The sequence below is a fragment of the Brevibacillus choshinensis genome (assembly GCF_016811915.1).
In the GTDB taxonomy this organism is placed as follows: Bacteria; Bacillota; Bacilli; order Brevibacillales; family Brevibacillaceae; genus Brevibacillus; species Brevibacillus choshinensis_A.
Map to the genome: position 1 here is coordinate 2,495,782 of NZ_CP069127.1, position 22,920 is coordinate 2,518,701.

The 22,920-nt window shown below is 51.3% G+C and carries 26 protein-coding genes; 25 read left to right on the top strand and 1 reads right to left on the bottom strand.

Annotated features, from left to right (window positions below):
• Positions 1-145: 145 nt before the first annotated feature.
• From trpE to JNE38_RS12900, 21 genes are all read left to right on the top strand, one after another.
• Complete coding sequence (trpE, locus tag JNE38_RS12800; RefSeq protein ID WP_203356891.1) at positions 146-1,660, top strand: anthranilate synthase component I; 1,515 nt, start codon at positions 146-148, stop codon at positions 1,658-1,660.
• Positions 1,654-2,679 carry an anthranilate phosphoribosyltransferase gene (gene trpD / locus JNE38_RS12805; protein ID WP_203356892.1) on the top strand — a complete coding sequence of 342 codons (1,026 nt, stop codon included), beginning with the start codon at positions 1,654-1,656 and terminating at the stop codon, positions 2,677-2,679. The genes trpE and trpD overlap by 7 nt, the downstream gene beginning before the upstream one ends.
• Positions 2,669-3,478, top strand: coding sequence for an indole-3-glycerol phosphate synthase TrpC (trpC, locus tag JNE38_RS12810; RefSeq protein WP_203356893.1), 810 nt, complete (start codon positions 2,669-2,671; stop codon positions 3,476-3,478). The genes trpD and trpC overlap by 11 nt, the downstream gene beginning before the upstream one ends.
• Positions 3,475-4,143, top strand: coding sequence for a phosphoribosylanthranilate isomerase (locus JNE38_RS12815; RefSeq protein WP_203356894.1), 669 nt, complete (start codon positions 3,475-3,477; stop codon positions 4,141-4,143). Before trpC ends, JNE38_RS12815 begins: the two co-directional genes overlap by 4 nt.
• Complete coding sequence (gene trpB, locus JNE38_RS12820) at positions 4,106-5,332, top strand: tryptophan synthase subunit beta (RefSeq protein WP_203356895.1); 1,227 nt, start codon at positions 4,106-4,108, stop codon at positions 5,330-5,332. Before JNE38_RS12815 ends, trpB begins: the two co-directional genes overlap by 38 nt.
• Positions 5,332-6,150 (top strand): tryptophan synthase subunit alpha, encoded by an 819-nt coding sequence (gene trpA, locus JNE38_RS12825; RefSeq protein WP_203356896.1) that lies wholly within the window; start codon positions 5,332-5,334, stop codon positions 6,148-6,150. The genes trpB and trpA overlap by 1 nt, the downstream gene beginning before the upstream one ends.
• Before the next feature lie 31 nt (positions 6,151-6,181).
• Positions 6,182-7,276 (top strand): histidinol-phosphate transaminase, encoded by a 1,095-nt coding sequence (hisC, locus tag JNE38_RS12830; protein ID WP_203356897.1) that lies wholly within the window; start codon positions 6,182-6,184, stop codon positions 7,274-7,276.
• Positions 7,277-7,385: 109 nt separating this feature from the next.
• Positions 7,386-8,489 carry a prephenate dehydrogenase gene (locus JNE38_RS12835; RefSeq protein ID WP_203356898.1) on the top strand — a complete coding sequence of 368 codons (1,104 nt, stop codon included), beginning with the start codon at positions 7,386-7,388 and terminating at the stop codon, positions 8,487-8,489.
• 75 nt (positions 8,490-8,564) lie between these two features.
• Entirely contained in the window at positions 8,565-9,845 is a 1,281-nt protein-coding gene (gene aroA / locus JNE38_RS12840; RefSeq protein WP_203356899.1) for a 3-phosphoshikimate 1-carboxyvinyltransferase, read from the top strand.
• Positions 9,846-10,180: 335 nt separating this feature from the next.
• On the top strand, positions 10,181-11,299 hold the full coding sequence (locus JNE38_RS12845; RefSeq protein WP_203356900.1) for an amidohydrolase family protein: 1,119 nt from the start codon (positions 10,181-10,183) through the stop codon (positions 11,297-11,299).
• 147 nt (positions 11,300-11,446) lie between these two features.
• Positions 11,447-12,037 (top strand): RNA polymerase sigma factor, encoded by a 591-nt coding sequence (locus JNE38_RS12850; protein WP_203356901.1) that lies wholly within the window; start codon positions 11,447-11,449, stop codon positions 12,035-12,037.
• A complete protein-coding gene (locus JNE38_RS12855) occupies positions 12,034-12,684 on the top strand; it encodes a zf-HC2 domain-containing protein (RefSeq protein ID WP_203356902.1) in 651 nt (216 codons plus the stop codon). Before JNE38_RS12850 ends, JNE38_RS12855 begins: the two co-directional genes overlap by 4 nt.
• A 104-nt stretch (positions 12,685-12,788) precedes the next feature.
• The gene (locus JNE38_RS12860) at positions 12,789-13,733 is read left to right on the top strand and encodes a tetratricopeptide repeat protein (protein ID WP_203356903.1); all 945 of its coding nucleotides are present in this window, start codon (positions 12,789-12,791) and stop codon (positions 13,731-13,733) included.
• A gap of 109 nt (positions 13,734-13,842) precedes the next feature.
• Positions 13,843-14,961: a hypothetical protein gene (locus JNE38_RS12865; RefSeq protein ID WP_203356904.1), complete on the top strand. Its 1,119-nt coding sequence runs from the start codon at positions 13,843-13,845 to the stop codon at positions 14,959-14,961.
• Positions 14,962-14,970: 9 nt separating this feature from the next.
• Positions 14,971-15,186, top strand: a complete 216-nt coding sequence (locus JNE38_RS12870) for an IDEAL domain-containing protein (RefSeq protein ID WP_203356905.1) — start codon at positions 14,971-14,973, stop codon at positions 15,184-15,186.
• A gap of 88 nt (positions 15,187-15,274) precedes the next feature.
• Positions 15,275-15,700 carry a DUF2487 family protein gene (locus JNE38_RS12875; RefSeq protein ID WP_203356906.1) on the top strand — a complete coding sequence of 142 codons (426 nt, stop codon included), beginning with the start codon at positions 15,275-15,277 and terminating at the stop codon, positions 15,698-15,700.
• Between the two features lie 223 nt (positions 15,701-15,923).
• Positions 15,924-16,442, top strand: coding sequence for a Rieske (2Fe-2S) protein (locus JNE38_RS12880; RefSeq protein WP_203356907.1), 519 nt, complete (start codon positions 15,924-15,926; stop codon positions 16,440-16,442).
• Between the two features lies 1 nt (position 16,443).
• Positions 16,444-17,115 (top strand): menaquinol-cytochrome c reductase cytochrome b subunit, encoded by a 672-nt coding sequence (gene qcrB / locus JNE38_RS12885; RefSeq protein ID WP_203356908.1) that lies wholly within the window; start codon positions 16,444-16,446, stop codon positions 17,113-17,115.
• Between the two features lie 30 nt (positions 17,116-17,145).
• Positions 17,146-17,946, top strand: coding sequence for a menaquinol-cytochrome c reductase cytochrome b/c subunit (locus JNE38_RS12890; RefSeq protein WP_203356909.1), 801 nt, complete (start codon positions 17,146-17,148; stop codon positions 17,944-17,946).
• Between the two features lie 75 nt (positions 17,947-18,021).
• Positions 18,022-18,621, top strand: coding sequence for a DUF1405 domain-containing protein (locus tag JNE38_RS12895; protein ID WP_203356910.1), 600 nt, complete (start codon positions 18,022-18,024; stop codon positions 18,619-18,621).
• Between the two features lie 49 nt (positions 18,622-18,670).
• Positions 18,671-19,486, top strand: a complete 816-nt coding sequence (locus JNE38_RS12900; protein ID WP_203356911.1) for a sporulation protein YpjB — start codon at positions 18,671-18,673, stop codon at positions 19,484-19,486.
• An 89-nt stretch (positions 19,487-19,575) separates the two neighbouring features.
• Here JNE38_RS12900 and JNE38_RS12905 read toward each other — a convergent pair whose 3' ends face one another.
• Entirely contained in the window at positions 19,576-20,433 is an 858-nt protein-coding gene (locus JNE38_RS12905) for a YitT family protein (protein ID WP_203356912.1), read from the bottom strand.
• A 220-nt stretch (positions 20,434-20,653) separates the two neighbouring features.
• On the opposite strand from JNE38_RS12905, the gene JNE38_RS12910 reads away from it, so the two are divergent.
• The 4 genes from JNE38_RS12910 to bshB1 are packed head-to-tail and all read left to right on the top strand — an operon-like array spanning position 20,654 to position 22,900.
• Complete coding sequence (locus tag JNE38_RS12910) at positions 20,654-20,992, top strand: nucleotide pyrophosphohydrolase (protein WP_203356913.1); 339 nt, start codon at positions 20,654-20,656, stop codon at positions 20,990-20,992.
• Positions 20,993-20,994: 2 nt separating this feature from the next.
• On the top strand, positions 20,995-21,747 hold the full coding sequence (gene dapB, locus JNE38_RS12915; RefSeq protein ID WP_203357537.1) for a 4-hydroxy-tetrahydrodipicolinate reductase: 753 nt from the start codon (positions 20,995-20,997) through the stop codon (positions 21,745-21,747).
• 50 nt (positions 21,748-21,797) lie between these two features.
• A complete protein-coding gene (locus JNE38_RS12920) occupies positions 21,798-22,208 on the top strand; it encodes a methylglyoxal synthase (protein ID WP_203356914.1) in 411 nt (136 codons plus the stop codon).
• Positions 22,205-22,900, top strand: a complete 696-nt coding sequence (bshB1, locus tag JNE38_RS12925; protein ID WP_203356915.1) for a bacillithiol biosynthesis deacetylase BshB1 — start codon at positions 22,205-22,207, stop codon at positions 22,898-22,900. Before JNE38_RS12920 ends, bshB1 begins: the two co-directional genes overlap by 4 nt.
• The last annotated feature ends 20 nt before the right edge of the window (positions 22,901-22,920 follow it).

Sequence of the window (22,920 nt, forward strand, 5' to 3'; positions counted from 1 at the left end):
TTCGTGGCCCGAGTGGTCACCAAGTACCGGCTCCTGCCGTTACTTGCATAGCATTTCTCCCCCTACCTCTCGCTCTAGACAGCGGGCAGGGAAGAGCGCGGGCTAGCACCGTTCTTTTCTTTCCCCCAAAAGGAGATGAGAGTCCATGAATTACCCCTCCCTGGCCGAGGTACAATCCCTATCGGCTTCGTATTCCCTTATTCCTGTAAGTATGACTTTACTGGCTGATCATGAAACGCCGATTCGCCTGTATCAAAAACTGCGGACAAGCGACTCGTTCCTTCTGGAAAGCGTGGAAGGCGGAGCGAGATGGGCGCGATTTTCGTTTATCGGCATGAATCCCTTTCAAATTGTCGAAGCAAAAGGTGAAGACATCACAGTGATTCATCGCAACGGTGAACGCTCGGTCCATCAAGGAAATCCTGTCAATTTTCTGCGGGAACAAGCAGATCGCTTCAAAAGTCCAAAGCTGCCCCGATTCCCTCGCCTGAGTGGCGGAGCGGTAGGATTTTTCGGATATAATACCCTCCGTTATTTTGAGAACCTGCCTGCGCATCGGGTAGAGCCGCTCCGCGTACCGGATATGCGCTTCTTGTTCGTCGATGAGATGATCGCCTTTGATCATCTGAAGCAGGAAATCCAGTTGATCGTCAATGTGCATGTGCAGGAAGGCGACACGCTGACTGACATTGCCCGAAAATACGAGCAAGTCTGTGAACGGCTGGAAGAGCTTGCAGCCAAAGTGAGCGCCCCCTACCAGGAAAACCGCCGAATTCAGGTAGCGGCTCATGAGCCGGCGCCGCTCTCCGTAGAGCCCAACATGACGCAAGAGCAATATGAAGGCATGGTCCAGACTGCAAAAGAATACATCGCAGCAGGTGATATCTTCCAGGTGGTTCTCTCGCAGCGTTTCTCCGTGAAGACAGAAGTTGATCCCTTTGCCGTGTACCGACTGCTGCGCACCCTGAATCCCTCCCCGTACATGTACTACCTGGAATATGAGGGGGAAACCATCGTGGGGACTTCACCCGAGCTGCTGGTACGGGTAGAAGATGAAAAAGTGGAGATGCGCCCGATCGCTGGCACTCGAAGACGTGGCGCGACGCCACAGGAAGACGAGCTGCTCGCCGCTGACCTGCTCGCGGACGACAAGGAACGAGCCGAGCATTACATGCTGCTCGATCTCGGGCGCAACGATGTAGGAAAAGTCTCCTCCTACGGCAGTGTGAAAGTAGAAGAAGCACTGGTGATCGAAAACTACTCACACGTTATGCACATGGTCTCTCATGTCACTGGTAAACTCCGCGAAGGACTGCATGCCTTCGACGCACTGCTCTCCGCATTTCCGGCTGGAACCGTATCGGGATCCCCAAAGCTTCGTGCCATGGAGATCATCGCTGAGCTGGAGCCGGATGCTCGCCATTTGTATGCCGGTGCGATCGGGTACATTTCCTTCGATGGCTCGCTCGACAGCTGCATCACGATTCGCACGCTGTTCTTCCAGGACGGATACGCGCATGTACAGGCGGGTGCGGGAATCGTCGCAGATTCCATCCCGGCGAATGAGTATCAGGAGACCATCAACAAAGCCGCTGCCATGATCACTGCTCTGGAAAAAGCGGAACAGCTCTTCTCACGCAAGGAGGAATTGACATGCTAACACAGGCATTGGAGCAAATCCTGCAAGGCAACCATCTGGATGCAGCCGTAGCCGAAGAGGCGATGGGAGAGATCATGGACGGAAAGGCGACTCCCGCTCAGATCGGCGCGTTTCTGGCCAGTCTTCGCTTAAAAGGAGAGCAAGTGGATGAGATCATCGGCTTTGCACGTGCCATGAGAGCCCGCGCGACGACATTTCCGATCGAGCTGCCAGGCTTGGTGGATACATGCGGAACTGGCGGAGACGGCAGCAATACCTTCAACATCTCGACGGCCAGTGCCTTTGTAGCGGCGAGCGACGGTGTCCGTATCGCCAAGCATGGCAATCGCGCCGTATCGAGCAAAAGCGGCAGTGCCGATGTGCTGGAAGCATTAGGGGTACCCGTTACTTTATCGCCAAAGGATGCAGCGGATTGCTTGAGAGTGACCAACCTTTGCTTCCTGTTTGCACCGCTGTATCATCAAGCCATGAAGCATGCGGCAGGACCGCGCAAAGAGCTGGCGGTACGGACCGTATTCAATCTGCTCGGCCCATTGACGAATCCGGCCAATGCGAGTCATCAGCTGATGGGCGTCTACGATGCCAAGCTCCTCCCAACAGTCGCCTCCGTCCTCGGCCAACTGAACGTATCCCGAGCGTTGGTCGTGGCTGGCGAGGATGGCTTGGATGAATTGACCGTGACTGGTGTGAGTCATATCGCTGAGCTGCGTGACGGAGAAATCAAAGCCTATCAAATTGAGCCGGAGCAATTCGGGTTAAACCGGCATGAAAAAGATGCATTGCGCGGCGGTGATGCAGCAGAAAATGCGGCGATCATCCACGATGTCTTTGCAGGCAAGCGCGGAGCGGCCAGGGATATCGTCCTGCTGAATGCGGGAGCGATCCTGTATCTTGCTGATCGGGTAAGCTCGATTGAAGCCGGAGTGATCCGTGCAGCGGAACTGATCGATGACGGACTCGTCATGAGAAAGCTAGAGCATGTCCGTCAAATTGCAGGAGGAATGATTCATGCTTCGTAAAATCGTTGAGAGAAAACGGGAAGAAGTAAGCCGACTATATAGAGAAACTTCGATGTCCTCCTTATTGGCCACAGCAAAAGGGGTAGAGAAGCCCCGTGGATTTCGCCAAGCCTTGGAGACGAGTGTGCGTCCAGTCAGCGTCATTGCTGAGGTGAAAAAAGCATCGCCGTCGAAAGGCCTGATTCGCCCGGATTTTGATCCGGTAGCCATTGCAAAAGCCTATGAAGCGGCACGTGCTGAATGTATGTCCGTGCTGACGGATGAGTCTTTTTTCCAAGGGAGCCTTTCGTATTTACGCATGATTCATGAGTCCGTCATACGCCCGCTGCTTCGCAAGGACTTTCTCATCGATGAGCTGCAAGTCGTCGAGGCGCGGACTGCAGGGGCAGATGCGATTCTGCTCATTGCGGCGATACTCGATGGCCAGCAGCTGCGCCATTTGCACCAAACTGCCGGAGAGCTTGGCATGGATGTCCTCGTGGAAGTGCACGACAGAAAAGAGTGCGAGATGGTGTTTCAATCCATTACGCCGGAGCTGCTGGGCATCAACAACCGAAACCTGAATACATTCCAAACGGATCTTCGGGTTACCCATGAAGTCATCGCAGACATCCCATCCTCCATCACGGTAGTGAGCGAGAGTGGCATATCCCTTCCAGCGGATATTGAAAATGTCGGCCGCGCCGGTGCAAGAGCTGTCCTCGTGGGCGAGCATTTCATGCGGCAGGCCGATGTGACGCAGGCCGTAGTATCCTTGGTGGGAGTTGCTGCAGGTGCCAATTCGGGGGTGAGCAGATGACTCGGATCAAAATTTGTGGAATTAAACGGGCAGAAACCTTATTGCTGTTAAAAGAGCTCGCGGTGGATTACGTCGGCTTTGTGTTTGCGCCAAGCAAGCGGCAGGTCGATGCTCCAGCGGCAAGCTCTGTTCTTTCCGCAGTTCCCGGTCACCCTCCGGCAGTCGGCGTGTTCGTGAACCCAACGATCGCGGAGTTGGACGAGATCCTGGGGCAGGTGCCTCTTGCTGTCATTCAGCTTCACGGTCAGGAATCACCCGAGTATTGTCGTGAGGTCAGAGAGCGGTACGGGCTGCATATCTGGAAAGCCCTTGCTGTAGGCGGAGAAGAGGATGCTGCTGAGGAGATCGAGCGGTACGCAGATGCAGTCGACGCGTTTCTGTTTGATACGTATGATCCGAGCCAGGCGGGTGGAACGGGAAAACGCTTTTCATGGGAGCACATCCCTCGCTTGCAGGTGGCGTGCAAGGATAAAGCGTGCATCATCGCCGGCGGAATCAATGCGGGGAATGCAGAAGAGCTGGTCAATCGCTACCAGGCAAGAGTCATTGATGTATCGAGTGGAGTAGAGACAGACGGAGAAAAAGATCCGGAGAAAATCAAAACATTGGTGGAGAGGGTGAAGGCGCATGAAGGAAGCAACGACAACTACGCGAATCGTGCCTGATGAAAAGGGGCGCTTTGGAGCGTTCGGAGGAAAATTCGTTCCGGAAACACTGATGAATGCATTGACCGAGCTGGAAGCGGCATTTGAGGAAGCGACGAAGGATCCGGCCTTTTGCCAGGAACTGAATCATTTGCTGAGTGAATATGCGGGCCGTCCTACACCGCTTACCTATGCACAGAGACTGACCGACGAGCTGGGTGGAGCGCGGATCTACCTCAAGCGGGAGGACTTGAACCACACTGGCGCCCACAAATTAAACAATGCGCTAGGCCAAGGTCTGCTGGCGAAGCGGATGGGCAAAAAGTCGATCATCGCGGAGACGGGAGCGGGTCAGCACGGAGTGGCTAGCGCAACCGTGGCTGCCAAATTGGGACTTTCCTGCAAAGTATTCATGGGGGAAGAAGACATCCGCAGACAATCTCTGAATGTGTTCCGCATGAAGCTGCTTGGGGCGGAGGTCATTCCGGCTGTTTCCGGATCCCGCACGCTGAAGGATGCAACCAACGAAGCGATCCGGTACTGGGTTTCCAACGTAGAGGAGACGTTTTACGTCATCGGCTCTGTCGTCGGCCCTCATCCGTATCCATACATCGTTCGTGAGTTCCAAAAAATCATCGGGGAAGAAACCCGCGCGCAAATCCTGCAAATGCTCGGCAAGCTGCCAGATGAAGTCATCGCCTGCGTAGGCGGGGGCAGCAATGCGATCGGGATGTTCTATCCTTTCATTCAGGATGACACCGTCGCATTGCGCGGGGTCGAAGCAGCTGGACAAGGCGTGGATACAGACAAGCACGCAGCCACTCTGAGCCTTGGCAGACCAGGGGTGATTCACGGATCCCTGACGTATTTGCTGCAGGATGAGAATGGACAAGTGCAGGAAGCTCACTCGATCTCTGCGGGACTGGATTATCCGGGTGTAGGGCCTGAGCATGCGTATTTAAAGGATAGCGGGCGAGTGACCTACACGTCCGTGACCGATGCAGAAGCACTGGAGGCCGTCCAAATTCTTTGCCGGACAGAAGGCATTATTCCTGCGCTGGAGAGCGCCCATGCGATCGCAGAGGCTGTGAAGCGTGCACCGCAAATGTCTAAAGACGAGATTCTCGTCATCTGCCTGTCCGGCCGTGGCGACAAAGATGTGTTAACCATCCAGGATGCGCTGGAGAGCGAAAAAGGAGGCGAGCGCTAATGACGGCAGCCGTGAATCGTATCGATCGCTTGTTTGAGGACCGCAGTCGCAAACGTTTTATTCCATTCATCACAGTGGGAGACCCTACTTTGGAGGCCACGTACCAGCTCGCACACGCTCTGGTAGAAGCGGGCGCAGACCTCCTGGAGCTCGGCATCCCATACTCCGACCCGCTTGCAGACGGTCCGACTATCCAGCGTGCTTCTGAGCGCGCTCTGGAAAATGGCGTATCCATTTCCGATGCCCTGCAGCTTGTCGGCAGACTGCGCGAGTCAGGGATGGAAGCCTCGTTGGTCTTGTTCTCCTATTTCAATCCGATACTGCAATATGGCGTCGAACGGTTTTTCGCAGATCTCGCCAAGTATGGGGCTGACGGTGTGGTCATTCCGGATTTGCCGATTGAGGAAAATGGCCCTGCGGTTGACGCTGCCAAAAAGTATGGCATTCATGTCATTTCGCTGGTGGCGCCGACATCTGATTCACGGATCCAAATGATCGGGGAGCAAGCGACCGGTTTTCTCTACTGCGTCTCATCGCTAGGGGTGACGGGAGCTCGAGCGAGCCTGCGAGAGGACTTGGCTGACTTTTTGGATCGCGTAAAAGCAAGCACCAAGGTTCCGACGGCTGTAGGCTTTGGCATATCTACTCCGGAGCAGGTGAGAGCAGTAGCCCCGCATACGGACGGTGTCATTGTCGGCAGTGCGATTGTGCTGGAAGTCGAGCGGCATGTCGAGCAATTGAAAGATCCCGAGCAGTCTGCCGAGGCTGTCGAAAAAATAAAAACGTTTGTACATCAGTTGGCGAGTGCGCTACAATAATGAAAAAAAAACTGACTGGAGTGAATCGTGGATGCAACCGAAGCAGCGCATACTGAACGCACCGGTATATCAACCCGGGAAACCTATTGATGACGTCAAAAGGGAATATGGTTTGACGGAAGTAATCAAGCTGGCGTCCAACGAAAATCCATATGGATCTTCGCCAAAAGCAAAGGAAGCAATTGCTGCCCAGCTGGACAATTTGGCGATCTATCCAGACGGAGCTAGCCTCAAGCTGCGTTGGGATCTGGCAGAGGTTCTCGGTGTGAAGCCGGCTCAGTTGATCTTTGGAAACGGATCGGATGAAAATCTGTTGATGATCTCCCGTGCGTATTTGAGCGAGGGCACCAACACGGTAATGGCTACCCCGACGTTTTCTCAATACCGCTCCAATGCGATTATTGAAGGTGCTGAGCTGATTGAAGTACCGCTGAAGAACGGTGTGCACGATCTCGAAGCGATGGCGGCCGCGATTAATGAGCAGACACGCGTCGTGTGGGTATGCAACCCGAACAATCCATCTGGTACGATCGTGACGGCGACAGAGCTGGAAGCTTTCCTGAAAAAAGTTCCGCAAAACGTCCTCGTCGTATTGGACGAAGCGTACTACGAGTACGTGGTGGATCCAGAGTATCCGCAAACGGTGCCGATGCTGGCAGATCACCCGAACCTCATCATCCTGCGCACGTTCTCTAAAATTTACGGACTGGCGACGCTGCGCGTAGGCTACGGAATCGCTTCCGAGGAGCTCGTTTCCCAGCTGGAGCATGTGCGTGAGCCATTCAATACCGGTACGCTGGGTCAGGTAGCTGCTCGTGCTGCTCTCCACGATCAAGAGTTCGTGAAAGCTTGCCGGGAGCGCAACCGCGAAGGGATGAAGCAATTCACCGATGCATTCGATGAATGGGGCCTGGATTACTATCCATCCCAGACGAACTTCATTCTCGTCAATCTGAATCGCGATTCGGACGAGGTATTCAAAAAGCTCCTGAGCCAAGGCATCATCATTCGTTCCGGTAACGCCCTGGGACATCCGGGCTACCAACGAATTACGATCGGTACGCCGGAGCAAAATGAAAAAGTGCTTTCCGTATTGAAGGACATTGTCACAGGCGCATTGAAATAAAGGAACTCTAGCGGTTCTTGCGTATATACCTACAGGTTCAAAAGAGAGGATGCCGGGCCACCCCCGGCATCTTTGTCTACACATAGGCAAGGAAGGATCGGAAGTTGAAATGAAAAAGACCACCATCGCAATTATCGGCGTCGGACTGATCGGCGGTTCTATCGCCTTGTCCATGCGCCGAGACCCAGAAATCCGGGTCGTCGGCTACGATGTCAGGCAGGATTGCCTGGATAAAGCATTGAATTTAGGTGTCATCCATGCAGGTACGACAGATTTGCAGACAGCGGTAAGAGAGGCTAACATTATCTTTTTGGCAGCACCTGTGGAGCAGATTTTTGTCACGCTGCGCACCTTGTCTGGGCTGGATCTGCAGCCGGATGTCATCGTGACGGATGTAGGCAGCACCAAATCCGAGATCGTCCGCCAAGCTATCAAGGTGATTCCGCCACACGTTACTTTCATCGGTGGACATCCGATGGCTGGGTCCCACAAGTCCGGAGTAACTGCTGCATCGGATCGACTGCTGGAGAACGCCTATTACGTCCTCACGCCAAATGCAGACACGCCCGAGCATTTGGTCAATCGATTGGCTGACCTTCTCACCCTGACGAGAGCAAAGGTCGTTCAGATGGATCCGGAAACTCATGATCAGGTCGTTGGGGCGGTGAGTCACTTTCCGCATGTGCTTGCCTCCGCACTCGTCAACCTGGTCGCAGGCTATGACGATGAAAATGCTTGGCATGCGCGCTTGGCTGCTGGCGGTTTTCGAGATATTACCCGCATCGCCTCCAGTAATCCGCGAATGTGGCGCGATGTCTTGCTCCAAAATCGAGATCACATCCTGAAGATCGCCAAAGACTGGTCGAAAGCACTCGATGACGTCATGGAGCTTGTCGAAACGGGAGATGCAGACCGCATTGAGCACTTTTTCCAGACAGCTCGCGATTTTCGTGATGGACTGCCGGAGCGCAAGGCAGGGGCACTGCCTCCGCTGTACGATTTGTATATCGACATTCCTGACCATCCTGGGGAAATCGGACGGATTACGACATTGCTCGGCGCGAGACAGATCAATATTATCAACCTGCAGATCAGGGAGACTCGCGAAGACATCTACGGGGCACTGCGGATCACCTTCCAGACTCAGGCGGAGATGGAAAAAGGGGAAGAGTTGCTTCGTTATTTCGAATACAATGTATATAAACGCGTGTAGTTTTTTGCTGCAATCGGACTTTACAACGAAGACGCTTCACAGCATGACTGCTAGAAGAAAAAGGGGAGTGGAACTGTGCTTCGCGTAAAACAAGCCAATCAAATCAAAGGAACGGTCAAAGTTCCAGGGGATAAGTCAATTTCTCACCGAGCGGTTATGTTTGGATCTTTGGCGGAAGGAACGACGACCATCGAAGGATTTTTGCCAGGCGCAGACTGCCTGAGTACGATCAGCTGCTTCCGTCGCATGGGGATTGAGATCGAACAGCAAGGCGACAAGGTAACCGTCCAAGGAAAAGGCTGGTACGGCTTGCAAGAACCTTCCGAGCGCCTTGATGTGGGCAATTCCGGTACGACGATCCGCTTGATGGCGGGGATCATGTCCACTCAGCCGTTTCATGTGGTAATGGAAGGCGACGAGTCGATTGCGAAACGCCCGATGCGCCGGGTAATCGGTCCCCTGCGCCAAATGGGGGCGAAGATCGACGGTCGCAAGGATGGAGAATTCACGCCGCTGGCCATCCGCGGAGGAGACCTTCACGGCATTTCCTATACCTCACCGGTTGCCAGTGCCCAGGTCAAATCGGCCATCCTGCTAGCCGGCTTGCAGGCAAAAGGGGTAACGAGCGTGACAGAGCCTCATTTGTCCCGCGATCATACGGAGCGGATGCTCCAGGCATTTGGTGTGAACGTCGTTCGTGATGGCTTGACGGTCTCGGTGGAGGGTGGACAAGCTTTGAAGGGACGCGCCATTCAAGTGCCGGGTGACATTTCCTCCGCGGCATTCCTGATCGCAGCAGTCATGATGGTGCCAGGCAGCTCTCTTCTGATTGAGAATGTAGGCATCAACCCTAGCCGTACCGGAATCATCGATGTGGTACAAGCGATGGGAGGAGATCTGGAGCTGCTAAACGAGCGAGTGGTAAACGAAGAACCGGTAGCGGATCTTCTCGTGAAGCACTCTCAGCTCCAGGGAATCGAGATCGCTGGCGATATCATCCCGCGCCTGATCGATGAGATCCCCGTCATTGCCGTAATGGCGACGCAGGCAAAAGGTCGTACGGTAATTCGCGACGCGGAAGAGCTGAAGGTAAAGGAAACCGACAGGATCGCTACAGTAGTCAGCCAACTGTCCAAATTCGGTGCGAAAGTGACTCCGACAGACGACGGCATGATCATCGAAGGGGAGTCTGTCCTCACAGGAGCTGTCATCGACAGTATGGGAGATCACCGGATCGGGATGGCTATGGCAATCGCCGGACTTGCTGCCGCAGGGGAGACTTCCATCGAGAATGATGAAGCGATCAATGTGTCTTTCCCGGGTTTTGGGCAGCTCTTGGAAAACATCAGCCAATAAACAAAGGTGACAAAAGACCCGCATTCCCAAGTGCGGGTTTTTTAATGGGCAGCGGAGTGGACAAAGATCGAATGAATCTTCACAGTAAAAAAATCTTTCAGAAGGTCCTATTTTTTAGCAAAAATGATTTGACAAGCGCTTACATTCCGTTTATTATAAAAATACAGTATGGTTTCTCTCCACTCCTATCCAATATAAAAAGCACAATCGTGCTACCACCGTTTGAATGCGCTTACAATCAACGGTGGTCTTTTTTTTTGTACTTTTTACCTAATTCGCGCATATGCTCGTACAAATCGGCATCTCGATGTGTGGGGATCGGGAGGAGGACGAGCATGTCACAGCAGGAATGGGTCATTCGCGGCGGGTCGGTCGTAACAGGACACGAAATCAGAGAAGCAGATATTTGGATAGTGGATGGGAAGATTACTCGGATAGCCAAGGACAGCATGATCAAGTCTTCTTTGGCTCCTGCTCCAGTGGAAATAGACGCGACCGGGATGTATGTGATGCCGGGATTTATTGGTATGCCCAGGCTGCCCGTGTACCGCATCAGGGATCGCAGGACCTATATAGAGAGCATTCGAAGCATGATCCAGATGGGGTGTACAAGCTTCGTCGATACGTTTTATCCCGATGCCTGGATGAATCTGAAGCAGGTGAAATATCAACAGACTCCTCATTTTAACAGCATGATTGATTACGTGTGGCATGTTGGGTTGGACGTGACGCAGTGGAATGAAAAAGAGCTGGTCAAATGGACCAAGCGCGGCTATCACGCTCTGCATGTCACCTTGCACAAACCGGATGAAATTTCCAACATAAATTGGGAAACGATTTCGCAACTCCATACGTCAAATAAGACGATTCTTCATTTACATGTACCGGTTGGCACTTCAGCCAAGGAAGAAAGAGAAGAGCTTAGGCTCGCTTGGCTCGATGTGACAAAGTATTGGAAGGTCCGTACCGTCCTATCTGAATCGACAGCACAGCTGGAGCCTGATATAGTTGATCCCTATCATCATATTTTCCGTCTCAAGAAAGAAGCGACTGACAGGGCATTGAGATTGATGCATCGACATTGGTTTCGATCCATGCCTTTCATCGCACCGCTGGAAGACGTACAGATTGATTATCGGCGCAGATGGTGCCAGGAAGAAGAGCTGCTTTGCTTATTGGTTCGATTGGCTTCGACAAATGTCGCCAAAGCAGTCGGGCTCTATCCGAAAAAAGGTGCCTTAATACCTGGGGCAGATGCAGACATTGTCTTCCTAAAAAAGGAAAACTGGTTGACAAAGTGTGATGTTTCCACTATTCTCAATTTTAGTGAAAAGCAACTTCCAACTTCTGTTATGTCGAACGGTAAGTGGATTTATCGAGATACGCGGTTTAGTAGTTCTGTAGGCATGGGAAGGTGTCTATTCGACACCAAGCCCTACACATTTGTCATTTAACCCCATAAATGGGGGTTTTTTCGTGAAGGATTCGAGCCGTGCAGCGAGAAAAAGAATCGTAGGCACGCGCAACTTTTTACATCCCCAGCAGTCTAATTATGCAAAAGGCCGCTTGGGGATCGGAATCGCAAGGAGGTAACTCTGATCATGACCGATTCCCAGCTTATCCGAGAGATTAAAGAAGGTAATCTGGAATGCTATGCTGAACTGATTCGTCGATACGAGAAAAAGATCCTCTCCTTTGTCACACATTTATTGCGTCAGGCACATTTGGAACATATCGCAGAGGATATCTGTCAGGAGACGTTTTACAAGGCGTATAAAAGCATTCATTCTTTCCGAGATGTAGAGGCTACTTTTTCTACCTGGCTCTATACGATTGCCCGTAACTCGGTGCTCAGCGAGCTGCGCAAAAGCCGAAATTCGGATGTGTATTTGGATGATACGCTGCAGGTTCCAGTCGCATCAGCCAAATCTCTGCCGGAACAGGTGTTGCTGCGCAATGAGCGTGAGCTGATGGTGCGACAAGCAATCAACAGCCTGCCGGAAAAACAACGTTCTGCTCTGATTCTTCGTGAGTACGAGCAGATGGACTATACGGAGATAGCGACTATTTTGGATCTGACCGTCAGCTCCGTGAAGTCGCTGCTGTTCCGGGCAAGGCAAAGTATCAGAGGACAGTTGGAAACCTACATCCTGGACCCTCATTTGGATGAAGCTGAAGGGATGAATCGATGATGAGATGTGAAGAAGTTCAGGAGATGTTACCTGAATACGCCGAAAATCTGCTACCAGAAGTGACGCAGCGACGTGTAGACAATCACATGGCTACCTGTTATGCCTGCCGTGCAGATTATGAAATGTGGACGGACAGCAGCGAGTGGATGAACATGGATAAGGAAGAGTATCATTCCGTGACGCCATCCCGCTCGATCGTTGACGCTGTCATGGCACGTATTCTCTCTGAAGAGAAGTGGGCCATTCCTATTGGTCGCAAAATTTTTAGCGTGACAGCGAGAATGCGTCGCATGAGTGCCAGTGTAGCTGTGATTCTACTGATGCTGTTCACTTTCACCTTGTACCTGAACACGAGTTCTACAGAACAAGCGAATTCGCTCGTGATCAACGGTGAAGTGATGGCGATGAACACACCTAAGGCGCAGGTGATCTCCTCCTCCATGCAATCGGACGACGGTACCTACGTGGTTGAAGCGCAGACGCCTGCAGGACAGGAAGAGCCTCTCGCGGGTGCTACGGCATCGATCGTACCGCTCGAAGGAAAACCCACGTCAAGCGATTTGACCAAACCCAATTACAGCATCGTGCTCAGTGTTTTTGGTATTCTCATAACAGTAATTACAATGAGCTGGCTTACTCGGGCATAATGGTATATGATCGTAGTGAAAGAAAAAGACCGTCCTCGGACGGTCTTTTGTGGCTATACATCGGGTGATACAGCCCGCGCAACTTACATATGAGGTGATTAGCAATGCCTAAAAAATGGCTCTATGTCATAGACGAAGCGGTCAAGCGAATCGAGAACGATGAAGTGGAGCTCGGCTTAACCGCTCTGCAAAAAGTTCAAGAGCACGGGCGGGACCTTCCCGAAGTCATGATGTATTTGGCAGAGGTATGGTACCGCTTGGGGCATCTGGAGGAGGCAGGGGACCTGCTTGCTGAAGTGATGGAGAAAAACCCGGGAATGGAGCCTTCTCTCCGTCGTGAATGCCAGATGCTGCTGGCGGAAATCGCACTCGATTCAAGCGATTTCGAGACGGCACAGCATTTGCTCTACGAGTGCAAGGAATCAGGATTTGAAAGCATTCAGCTGGATCTGCTCTTGGCGGACCTGTACTCTCTACAAGACTTGGATGAGGTAGCGGTCAAGTACTTGGAGCAAGCTCGCCAAAAGGAGCCGGATAACCAGGATTTGCTCGCGGCTCTGGGAAATCTCTACTTCCGCATTGGGGAAGATGACAAAGCCATGAAGGTCCTGGAGCAGGCTGGGGAGGAAAGTCTGTCCCTGTTGATGATCAAAGGGCGCTCGCTCGCACAAAACGGTCAATTCGAACAAGCCTATCAGGTTTTCCGTCAGGCTCTGCTGCTCGACCACTCCCCAGAAGTCCTCTACGGCAGCGCAATGATGGCTTTCCATCTAGGGCGTCTGGACGAAGCGGTGGAGCTGGTGAGCAATCTGCAGGCACTGGATGAAGAGTATGTGGCAGCATATCCTTTGGCAGCCGACATTCAGCTTTCCCTCGGTCAAACAGAAAAAGCGATCGACTCTCTGAAGCAATACGTGGCTTTGTCTGGTTTTGATCTCGATCAAATTCGCCGTTTGATTGCCCTTTTGACACAGGCAGGACGATACGACGAAGCCAAGGAATACCAGCAGCTGCACGATCTGTGGGATGAGCAAGCAGAAGAGGAATAAGCGAATAACGTAAGAAAAACAGGAAGTCACTTTAGGTGGCTTCCTGTTTATATTTCCGCATATTGGCAAGAATGAGGGATACAAGTAAGTCGTAAAGAAGGGATGCAAGATGAACTTAGCTGAGATTTTGGTGTATACCGATATCCGGCAGCTCCATCAAATTGCCAACCATTACGGATGCGAATGCAACCCTCATTCCAAAAACGAACTGATCACGTCGCTGCTGTCGAGTCTTCGGCACAGGCAGACAATCACACAAGAAGTCGAGCAACTGTCGAAGGAAGAAACGCATTTCTTCTTGCTGCTTCTCCTCGATAAGCGGACCGTCATGTCTCTGGAGGATTTGCTGGCCAAGGCAGGCATCGTACTGGAGAGCAGCAAGGAGAAGAGGCAAGAGGAAGCAAGAAGGTATATCGCGGCAGCCATGAAGCGTGGATGGATCTTTCCTGCCAAGAGCAAGACGGTGGGGCAGTACCAGATTCCTTTGGACATACGGGAGCCGTACCTGCATGGCTGGCTGGAAAAATGGCGAACGGAGTATGAATTGCACGCAAATGGACCAGACGCCTATCGGGACGAGGGTACTGCCCTTTGCGACGATATCATGCAATTTTTACAATTCCTTCAGCAAGAACCGGTTCCACTTACGGCTGAAGGAGGGATGTACAAGCGCCATCAGCATCAGCTGTTTCAATTCCTTCACGTAAAGGAAGAAACGCTGCAGCCGCAGAAATGGCGTTTTGGCTACGGGCTGCATTTTGATTTGTACCCGGACAGGTTCTCCTTACTCTATGACTTCTGCTACTACCATAGATGGATTGAAGAGTCTGGAGCAAAGGTAGCGCTCACCGAAGCAGGGTACGAACGGCTGCAGCACTCTTACGAGGATCAGCATTATCACGACTTGATTCGTTTTTGGATGCGCCTGTACAAGCGCGCGATTCCGAATTTGCCGATGCTGGTTCAGCTGATTCCGTTGATCGCCTCAGGCGGATGGGTCAGCCAGCAGACGCTCATGGACACGCTGCTTCCCTGGATCAAAGAGTTTTACTATGATTCCCCCGCAGATATCCTCGTGAATCGCGTATGCAAAATGATGGTTCACCTCGGATTGCTGCGAGTGGGCCAAGATGACAACGGTCAGTGGCTGTACACTGCCACGTATGCCAGCCAGACCTGGCTTCGCAAATACAATGGCTTTACGGAAACGACTATTTTATTGAAGTGAGGGATGGGTATGGAGTGGCCAAATTTCTATTCCAACGCGTACGGAACAAACAATCAAATGGTATCCGGTTTGCTCTCTGAAATGGTGATAGACGAGCAGATGCGCCAGTATCGAAAGCGTACATTGTACCAGGAAATTGACGAAGCTCTGGCAGCCAAAAACAAAGAAGTGTTCTTGCGCCTGACGGATGAATTAAAGGAAATCATGGCGTACGAGCAAGCCTAATAGAACCGGTCAGGCAAGCAATTGCCAGTCTCCGCAGATTCGTGGTACGCTAGTTTCCAGAATCTACGTATGGAAGAGGAGACGACTTATGCAGTGGAATGTGAGTGAAATCGAAAACTGGGAGGAGCTGCGGAGTTTTGTAGACACCGCACTTCTCCCTATTTATTTGTATCGTGATGGACTTGGCGTGAATGAGCATGTCCTGCGGATGAACTATTTGCTGAATGTAGCGGCAGGCATCGAGCAAAAGCTCAAAGGAAGGGTTCTTTTATTTCCGGTAAGCTATCATTTTGCTGAAGAACAGCATGCCCAGCAAACCCCGAATGGATTCGCCTACAAGGTCCTGCTGCATTTTCGCAATGATCGCGTTCGGGCAGTGGAAGAAGAGCATGGGCATGTCCTGAATCTGTCCGTCGGGGATGAAGACCTCGAATCATCCTTGCGCTTCGAAGTGACGGTCGATATCTTGTATAAGGAAATAATTCGCCATTGGCAGGCAAGAAGTGCGCAATAGAGAAAGCGTTTTCCGGTAATACTACAGGAAAACGGGAGGGACAAGGTGTAAATTTTGACAAAATGGCAACAATCACTTCACTAGCGGGGATTGGGGTCAGACATGTCCACTGGACATTCTTGACATCTCAAAAGGCGTTAGCTATGATTGGGATTGACCTAGTGTATGTGTGTGAAAACGCCATCGTTGCGCTATTTTACAGGATAAGGAGGGAAAAAAAGAGATGGGCGACAAACGCGAAATGTCCAGACGTACATTCTTGAACTACGCTCTGATGGGAACTGGCGGGTTCCTTGCAGCGGGTATGATCACTCCAATGATTCGCTTTGCGGTTGACCCCTTGCTACAAGGACATGCAGGTGGAGATAAAGTGGCAGTCGGCAGTCCGGATGAGTTTAGTGCCGAGCCGAAGCGTGTTGAATTTAAGGTACATACCAAGGACGGTTGGTATGAATCAGAATCTACGCTGTCTGCATGGGTAACCAAAAACGACAAGGGTGAGATCCTCGCTCTGTCCCCGATCTGTAAGCATTTGGGTTGTACAGTAGACTGGAATACGAGTCCTGAACATCCAAATCAGTATTTCTGTCCGTGCCACATGGGCCGTTATACCATTAACGGTGAACACATCTTGGGAACACCTCCGACAGTATCCCTCGATGAGTACGAGACGGAAGTAAAAGATGGAAAGCTGTATCTGGGGAAAGTAAAAGGAAATCCTCGTCCGGGGGTGACAGGCTAAGATGTTACAGAAAATGTATGATTGGGTCGATGAGCGCCTGAACATTACTCCGATGTGGCGTGATTTGGCCGACCATGAAGTACCTGAGCACGTGAACCCGGCGCATCATTTTTCCGCTTTCGTTTACTGCTTTGGGGGCCTAACGTTCTTTATTACCGTTATTCAAATCTTGTCTGGTATGTTCCTCACGATGTACTATGTGCCAGACATCATCAATGCTTGGGAATCTGTCAATTACCTGCAGAATGAAGTGGCTTTCGGGGTAATCGTACGCGGCATGCATCACTGGGGAGCCAGCTTAGTCATTGTGATGATGTTCCTACATACGTTGCGTGTATTCTTTACGGGTGCATACAAAAAGCCTCGCGAACTGAACTGGGTAGTCGGTATGCTGATTTTCTTCGTGATGCTCGGTCTCGGGTTCACAGGATATCTGCTGCCATGGGATAACACCGCTTACTTTGCAACCAAAGTAGGTCTGGAGATCGCAAACTCCGTTCCGTTCATTGGCCCTTATGTCAAAATGCTGTTGACTGGTGGAGACATCGTAGGGGCACAAACGCTTTCCCGTTTCTTCGCCATCCACGTGTTCTTCTTGCCAGGTGCACTGCTTGGCCTGCTCGGAGCACACTTTGTTATGATTCGCGCTCAAGGTATCTCCGGACCACTATAAACAGTCTTCGATCACTAAGGAGGAAATAGCATGGCGAAACAAGACAAAGATGCTACCTTCGTCGGAGACTCACGGGTATCGGCGAAGCGCATCCCAAACATTTCTCCATCCTACTCTGACTTCCCAGGAAAGACAGAAGCCTTCTGGCCGAACTTCCTGTTGAAAGAGTGGATGGTGGCAGCGGTTTGCTTGGTTGCTTTCCTCGTGCTGACGGTTTCTCATCCGTCGCCGTTGACTGACAAAGCCAACCCGAACGATACTTCATTCGTTCCGCTGCCTGACTGGTACTTCCTGTTCCTGTACCAAATGCTGAAATATCCTTGGGCGTCTGGTGACTGGGTAGTCTTGGGTACCATCATCATTCCAGGTATTGCTTTCGGCGGATTGATGCTGGCTCCTTGGCTGGATACCAGCAAAGAACGCCGTCCGAGCAAACGCCCAGTTGCGACTGGCTTGATGCTGACCGCACTGGTAGGCATATTCTACCTGACTTGGGCAGCGGACCATGAGCATTCTCTCAGCCATCCATCCAGCAAAACGGGTGGAGAACACGGTGGAGGCGGTGGATCCAGCGCGACTGCTCCTGCACCTGCTGACACCAGCTTCACTGCGGACGCTGTATGGAAAGCGCAATCAAGCTGCATGGGTTGCCACGGTAAGAATATGGAAGGCGGCATGGGTCCTAACCTTCAAAAAATCGGTAGCAAATATGATGCCACACAGATTGCCGACATCATCCATAATGGTAAACCACCTGCAATGCCAGGCGGTATGATCAAGGATGAGGCGGAAATCAAAAAGCTGGCTGAATACATGGCAAGCTTGAAATAAGCTAATAGGGAAAAAGCTGGCTGACGAAAAGGTCAGCTTTTTCTTTAGCGGCGTACACAGCGGGAGACGATAATCATGATCTGGATATGGGAGTGGTTCAGGCATTCGTTGGGGAAAAGATGGTTTCTATGGACACTGTTTGTGATCAACTTCTTGGGGACCATATACGGATTTATCTGGTATGGCAATCAATTAGCGGAGACACCGGTGTTCTTAACCCCTTTTGTTCCGGATAGCCCGACAGGTAGCGGACTTTTCACACTGGTTCTTCTTACCTATTTGTTGGGACGCCACATTCCTGTACTGGAAGCTTTGGCTGGCATAACCAATTTTAAATATGGTGTTTGGGCGGTCTGCATTATCTTGGCTGGGTGGATGATGGGGAATGAAGTGCGTTGGACAGACGTAATGTTGATCATCTCGCATTCAGGTATGGCAGTAGAATCTGTCCTGTACGCAAGATTTTACAAGTTGAGTCTGCTACCAGTAGGAATTGCGGCATTGTGGACCCTGAATAACGACTTTCTCGATTACGTAATGGACATCCATCCTTGGCTGCCAAGTGTACTCGATCCATACGAAGGGTTTGTCGGCTTGTTTACCGTGCTCCTCAGCTTAATTTCCATATCCGTCATCTGGTTTATAAATAATAAGTATACGATAAACAAGGTCTAATCTTGTCCTCCTTTCCATAGTCTGTACAAGGGAAAGGAGGTTTTTTGCGTTGAAGAAAAACATCCGCTACTTGTTATTTTTCTTGGCGATTGGCTTGTTCCTGTCATGGCCGATTCATAATCTGTATTCCAAGCTGGATCAGCCGATCGAAGAAAAACAGCTGGCTGCCCTGGACCAGGTCGCACATGAGCTTTTGACGAATGTAAAAAAAGGGGACATCGAGAATGCGCAAAAGCGGATTGTTCAGCTGGCTGAGCAGTTCCCGAATCAGCATTTGCCGATCCCCATTCGGATTGAGAGTCTCAATGCTGTGACGCAGTCCATCCTCGCGGCGAAACAGAGCTTTGCCTCTACCAATGTGAGTGAACAGCAGCTATTGTGGCATGCAACACAGGTGCGAGTCGCCATTGACGCACTGACCCACGTGCACCAGCCGATGTGGAGAAGCTACTATCCTTTCTTTGTTACACAGGTGCAAAATTTGCAGCAATCTGCGGTTGAACGCAATTTTACACAGTTCCAAGAGCAATTTGAAGAAAATTATCGTTTGTATCTGGCGATCAAGCCGGCGATGAGCATTCAGCTCCCGGAAAACCAGATGTCATCGATCTCGGCCTCCTACAATGCCATTTCCAAAGAATTGCGAAATTCCCAGATCGATTGGCAATTGGTCAGGGAAACATTGCGCGACCTGAATGCCTCGGTGCAAACAGCGTTTGTAGGAGAGGAGAAAAGTACGTTTGCTCTGCTGATGATGCGGCCGGATTCTCCGATGGTGATCATCTTTTCTGTGGGAATTGCGTTGTTGATGGCTTTGTCGTATGTAGCCTGGAAAAAGTACGATGGCCAGATCCGTTCTGCCTAAAGCTGTGTGGATAGGAGAAACCAATGAAAAAAGACGCGGAGCTCATGCGGGCTGCCAGCGTCTTTTTTCATTGGGAGTAAGGGGGTCTGCTAGTGGTGAATCGGCTGCTTGTTTTCGTCGAGGGTGAAGCCTTCGCCCAATACTTCATGCACATCGTTTACAATCACAAAGGCATGCGGGTCTACTTCCTGGACGATATTTTTGAAGCGCATCACTTCATTTCTGCTGACTACGACATAGATGACTTGCTTGTCAGCGCCAGAAAAGGCTCCTTTCCCGGAAAGCAAGGTCACCCCGCGGCCCAGCTCGAGAATTTGTTTGCAGATCTCTTCCGTTTGTTCCGAGATGATCGTGAGGGCTTTTCCAGCGTAGGCGCCATCTTGGAAGAAATCGATTACGCGGGCAGCGATGAAAACGACGACGAGCGTGTACATGGCGCTCTCCAGATTGAGATAAAACAGCGATGCGCCAATGACCAGGATGTCGCCCAAAAAGAGTGTGCGACCCATGCTGACACCCATGTATTTTTGGAGCAGGCGGGCGATGATATCGACTCCGCCAGTCGTGCCTCCGAAACGGAAAATGATACCGAGTCCGACACCGACGGCCACCCCGGCATAGAGGGAAGCCAGCAGGCGATCATTCATCGGGAGCGGCAGGACATTGTCAAACACCGATAGAAAAACGGAGAGCGATACCGTTCCCAGAATGGTATAAAAAAAGGACGTTCGTCCGAGGATTTTCCACCCAAGAATAAAGAGAGGAACGTTCAATACCAAAAAGACAACCCCTTGGTCCACGCCCGGGAACAGCAGCTTGATCAGAATGCTGATACCCGTGATTCCACCTTCGGCAAGGTGATTGGGAATGTTGAACGAATTGATGCCAAATCCCATGATTGCAGAACCGATGATGATGGCAATGATGCTCTTGAGACGTACATTCATAAAGTCCTCCTGTTCGCCAATCGGTGGTTGTTGCGATCCCGACTGACCTGTAATGCAGGTAAATCGCAGGTTACCTTCGACCATACGATTGCCATTATAATAGAACAATTATTTGATTGTCCATATGCTGGAAAGCGGAAGTATTGAGATTTGGCAAACGAAGCCTTTTCGGTTACGATAAGTGAAAGCCGGAAGCATGCTTAGGTAAAGGAGTGAGCCGATGGAACGGCAAAAAACCATGCAGGAAATGCAGCAGGAAGTGGACAAATACATATCGCAATTCAAAGAGGGCTACTTTTCCCCGCTTTCCATGATGGCAAGGATGACGGAAGAGGTAGGTGAACTTGCCAGAGAGATTAATCACTTCTATGGCGAGAAACCAAAGAAAACCGATGAGGGAGAAAAAACAGTAGAGGAAGAGCTGGGAGATGTGCTCTTTATCGTGATTTGTTTTGCCAATTCCCTCGGGATTGATTTGCAGGAAGCCTTTGATCGTATTATGCACAAATTCAACACGCGCGATAAAGATCGCTGGACGAGAATAGAGGAGAATCAATGATGATGGAAAAGCAGATCCGGGTGGCAGTAGCCGGAGCAAAAGGCCGAATGGGACAAGAAGTCGTAAAAATGCTGGGAGAGGATGCCAATCTCATCTACACAGGAAACCTGGATACCAGAGGGGATGACGAGTCCATCCGCGTGCAAATGGCAGAGATGAAGCCGGACGTCCTCGTGGATTTCACCACTCCCCACAGTGTTTACCGCCACATGGAGATTTGTCTGGACTACGGAGTGCGCCCTGTCGTCGGTACGACTGGACTCACGCCTGAACAACTGCAGGAGATGACAGATAAGTATAAGGAAGCAGGTCTGGGGGCTATCATTGCCCCGAACTTTGCAATTGGTGCGATTCTGTGTATGAAGTTTGCCGCCATGGCCGCGAAATACATGCCGCATGTGGAAATTATCGAGCTTCACCACGACCGCAAGCTGGATGCACCGAGTGGGACGGCACTCAAGACTGCTGAGATGATTGCGGCTGTTCGTGAAGATCTGAAGCAAGGGCATCCAGATGAAAAAGAGACCATCCCAGGTGCGCGCGGAGCAGATTACGAAGGCTTCCGTATCCACAGTGTGCGACTCCCCGGAATGGTTGCCCACCAGGAGGTGCTCTTCGGAGCGGTGGGGCAGACCCTGTCCATCCGCCATGATTCGATTAATCGGGAGTCTTTTATGCCTGGTGTCAATATGGCTGTAAAAGCAGTCGTGAACATGAGCAGCCTGATTTATGGGTTGGAGCATTTGATTGATTAAACGATCGTTTAACATTGAGGTATCCGATTGAACATAAGGGAGAGGTTTGCGTGAAAATTGCTTTAATCGCTCACGATCGGAAAAAAGAAGAGATTGTCCAGCTGGCGATGGCATATGAAACGATCTTGTCAGAGCATGTCCTTTTTGCCACAGGTACGACAGGACTTCGAATCATGGAAGCGACTTCGCTGACCGTCAGTCGAGTTCTTTCTGGACCACTCGGCGGAGATCAGCAGATCGGTGCGATGATTGCCCGCAATGAAATGGATTTGATCATCTTCTTGCGCGATCCATTGACATCACAGCCGCATGAGCCAGACATTACAGCGCTGCTTCGCCTGTGCGATGTCCACAAAATTCCGTTTGCAACCAATCTCGGTACCGCAGAGATTCTGTTGAAGGCGCTAGAACGTGGAGAGCTCGATTGGCGCGATGTGGTACATAAGGAGAATGAGCAATGAGTTCACTCGATATTTTGGCGATCGGCGCGCACCCGGATGATGTGGAAATTGGTGCGGCCGGCAGCCTGATTTTGGCAGCCAAACAGGGAAAACGCGTAGGGATTTTGGATCTGACCTACGCGGAGCTGTCATCGAATGGGAATGTAGAGCGTCGCCAGAGTGAAGCAGCGGCAGCAGACAAAGTGATGGGCGTTGCCGAGCGTTTCAATTTTGGCCTGCCAGATCGAGGATTGGAGGCAGTCAAGGAAGAGGCGATCAGCCGGATCGTAGACCTCATTCGACGGACCCGTCCGCAAATCGTTTTGGCGCCTTACTATCAAGATCGCCATCCTGACCATGAAAGTGTCAGCCGTATTGTCCGCGAAGCAATCTTTTCTTCCGGAATTCGCAAGTATCAGCCAGATGAGGCACACCCAGCTTTCCGCCCTAGTCGATTTCTTTCCTACTTTATTAATACGACGGTAACACCGCAGGTCGTTGTCGACATCACCTCCGTTTTTCAGGAAAAAATGGAGGCCCTGCGGTGTTATCGGAGCCAGTTTGAAATGGAAGAAGGCAATGTCTCCACACCGCTTACTAACGGGTATCTGGATAGTGTCGAATACCGCGAACGTCTATTTGGCCAGCAAGCTGGCGTCACCTATGCAGAAGGTTTTATGAGTGCCACGCCTTATGTATTGGCCAACCTGTAAGAAGGAGTGAGCACCCTGAA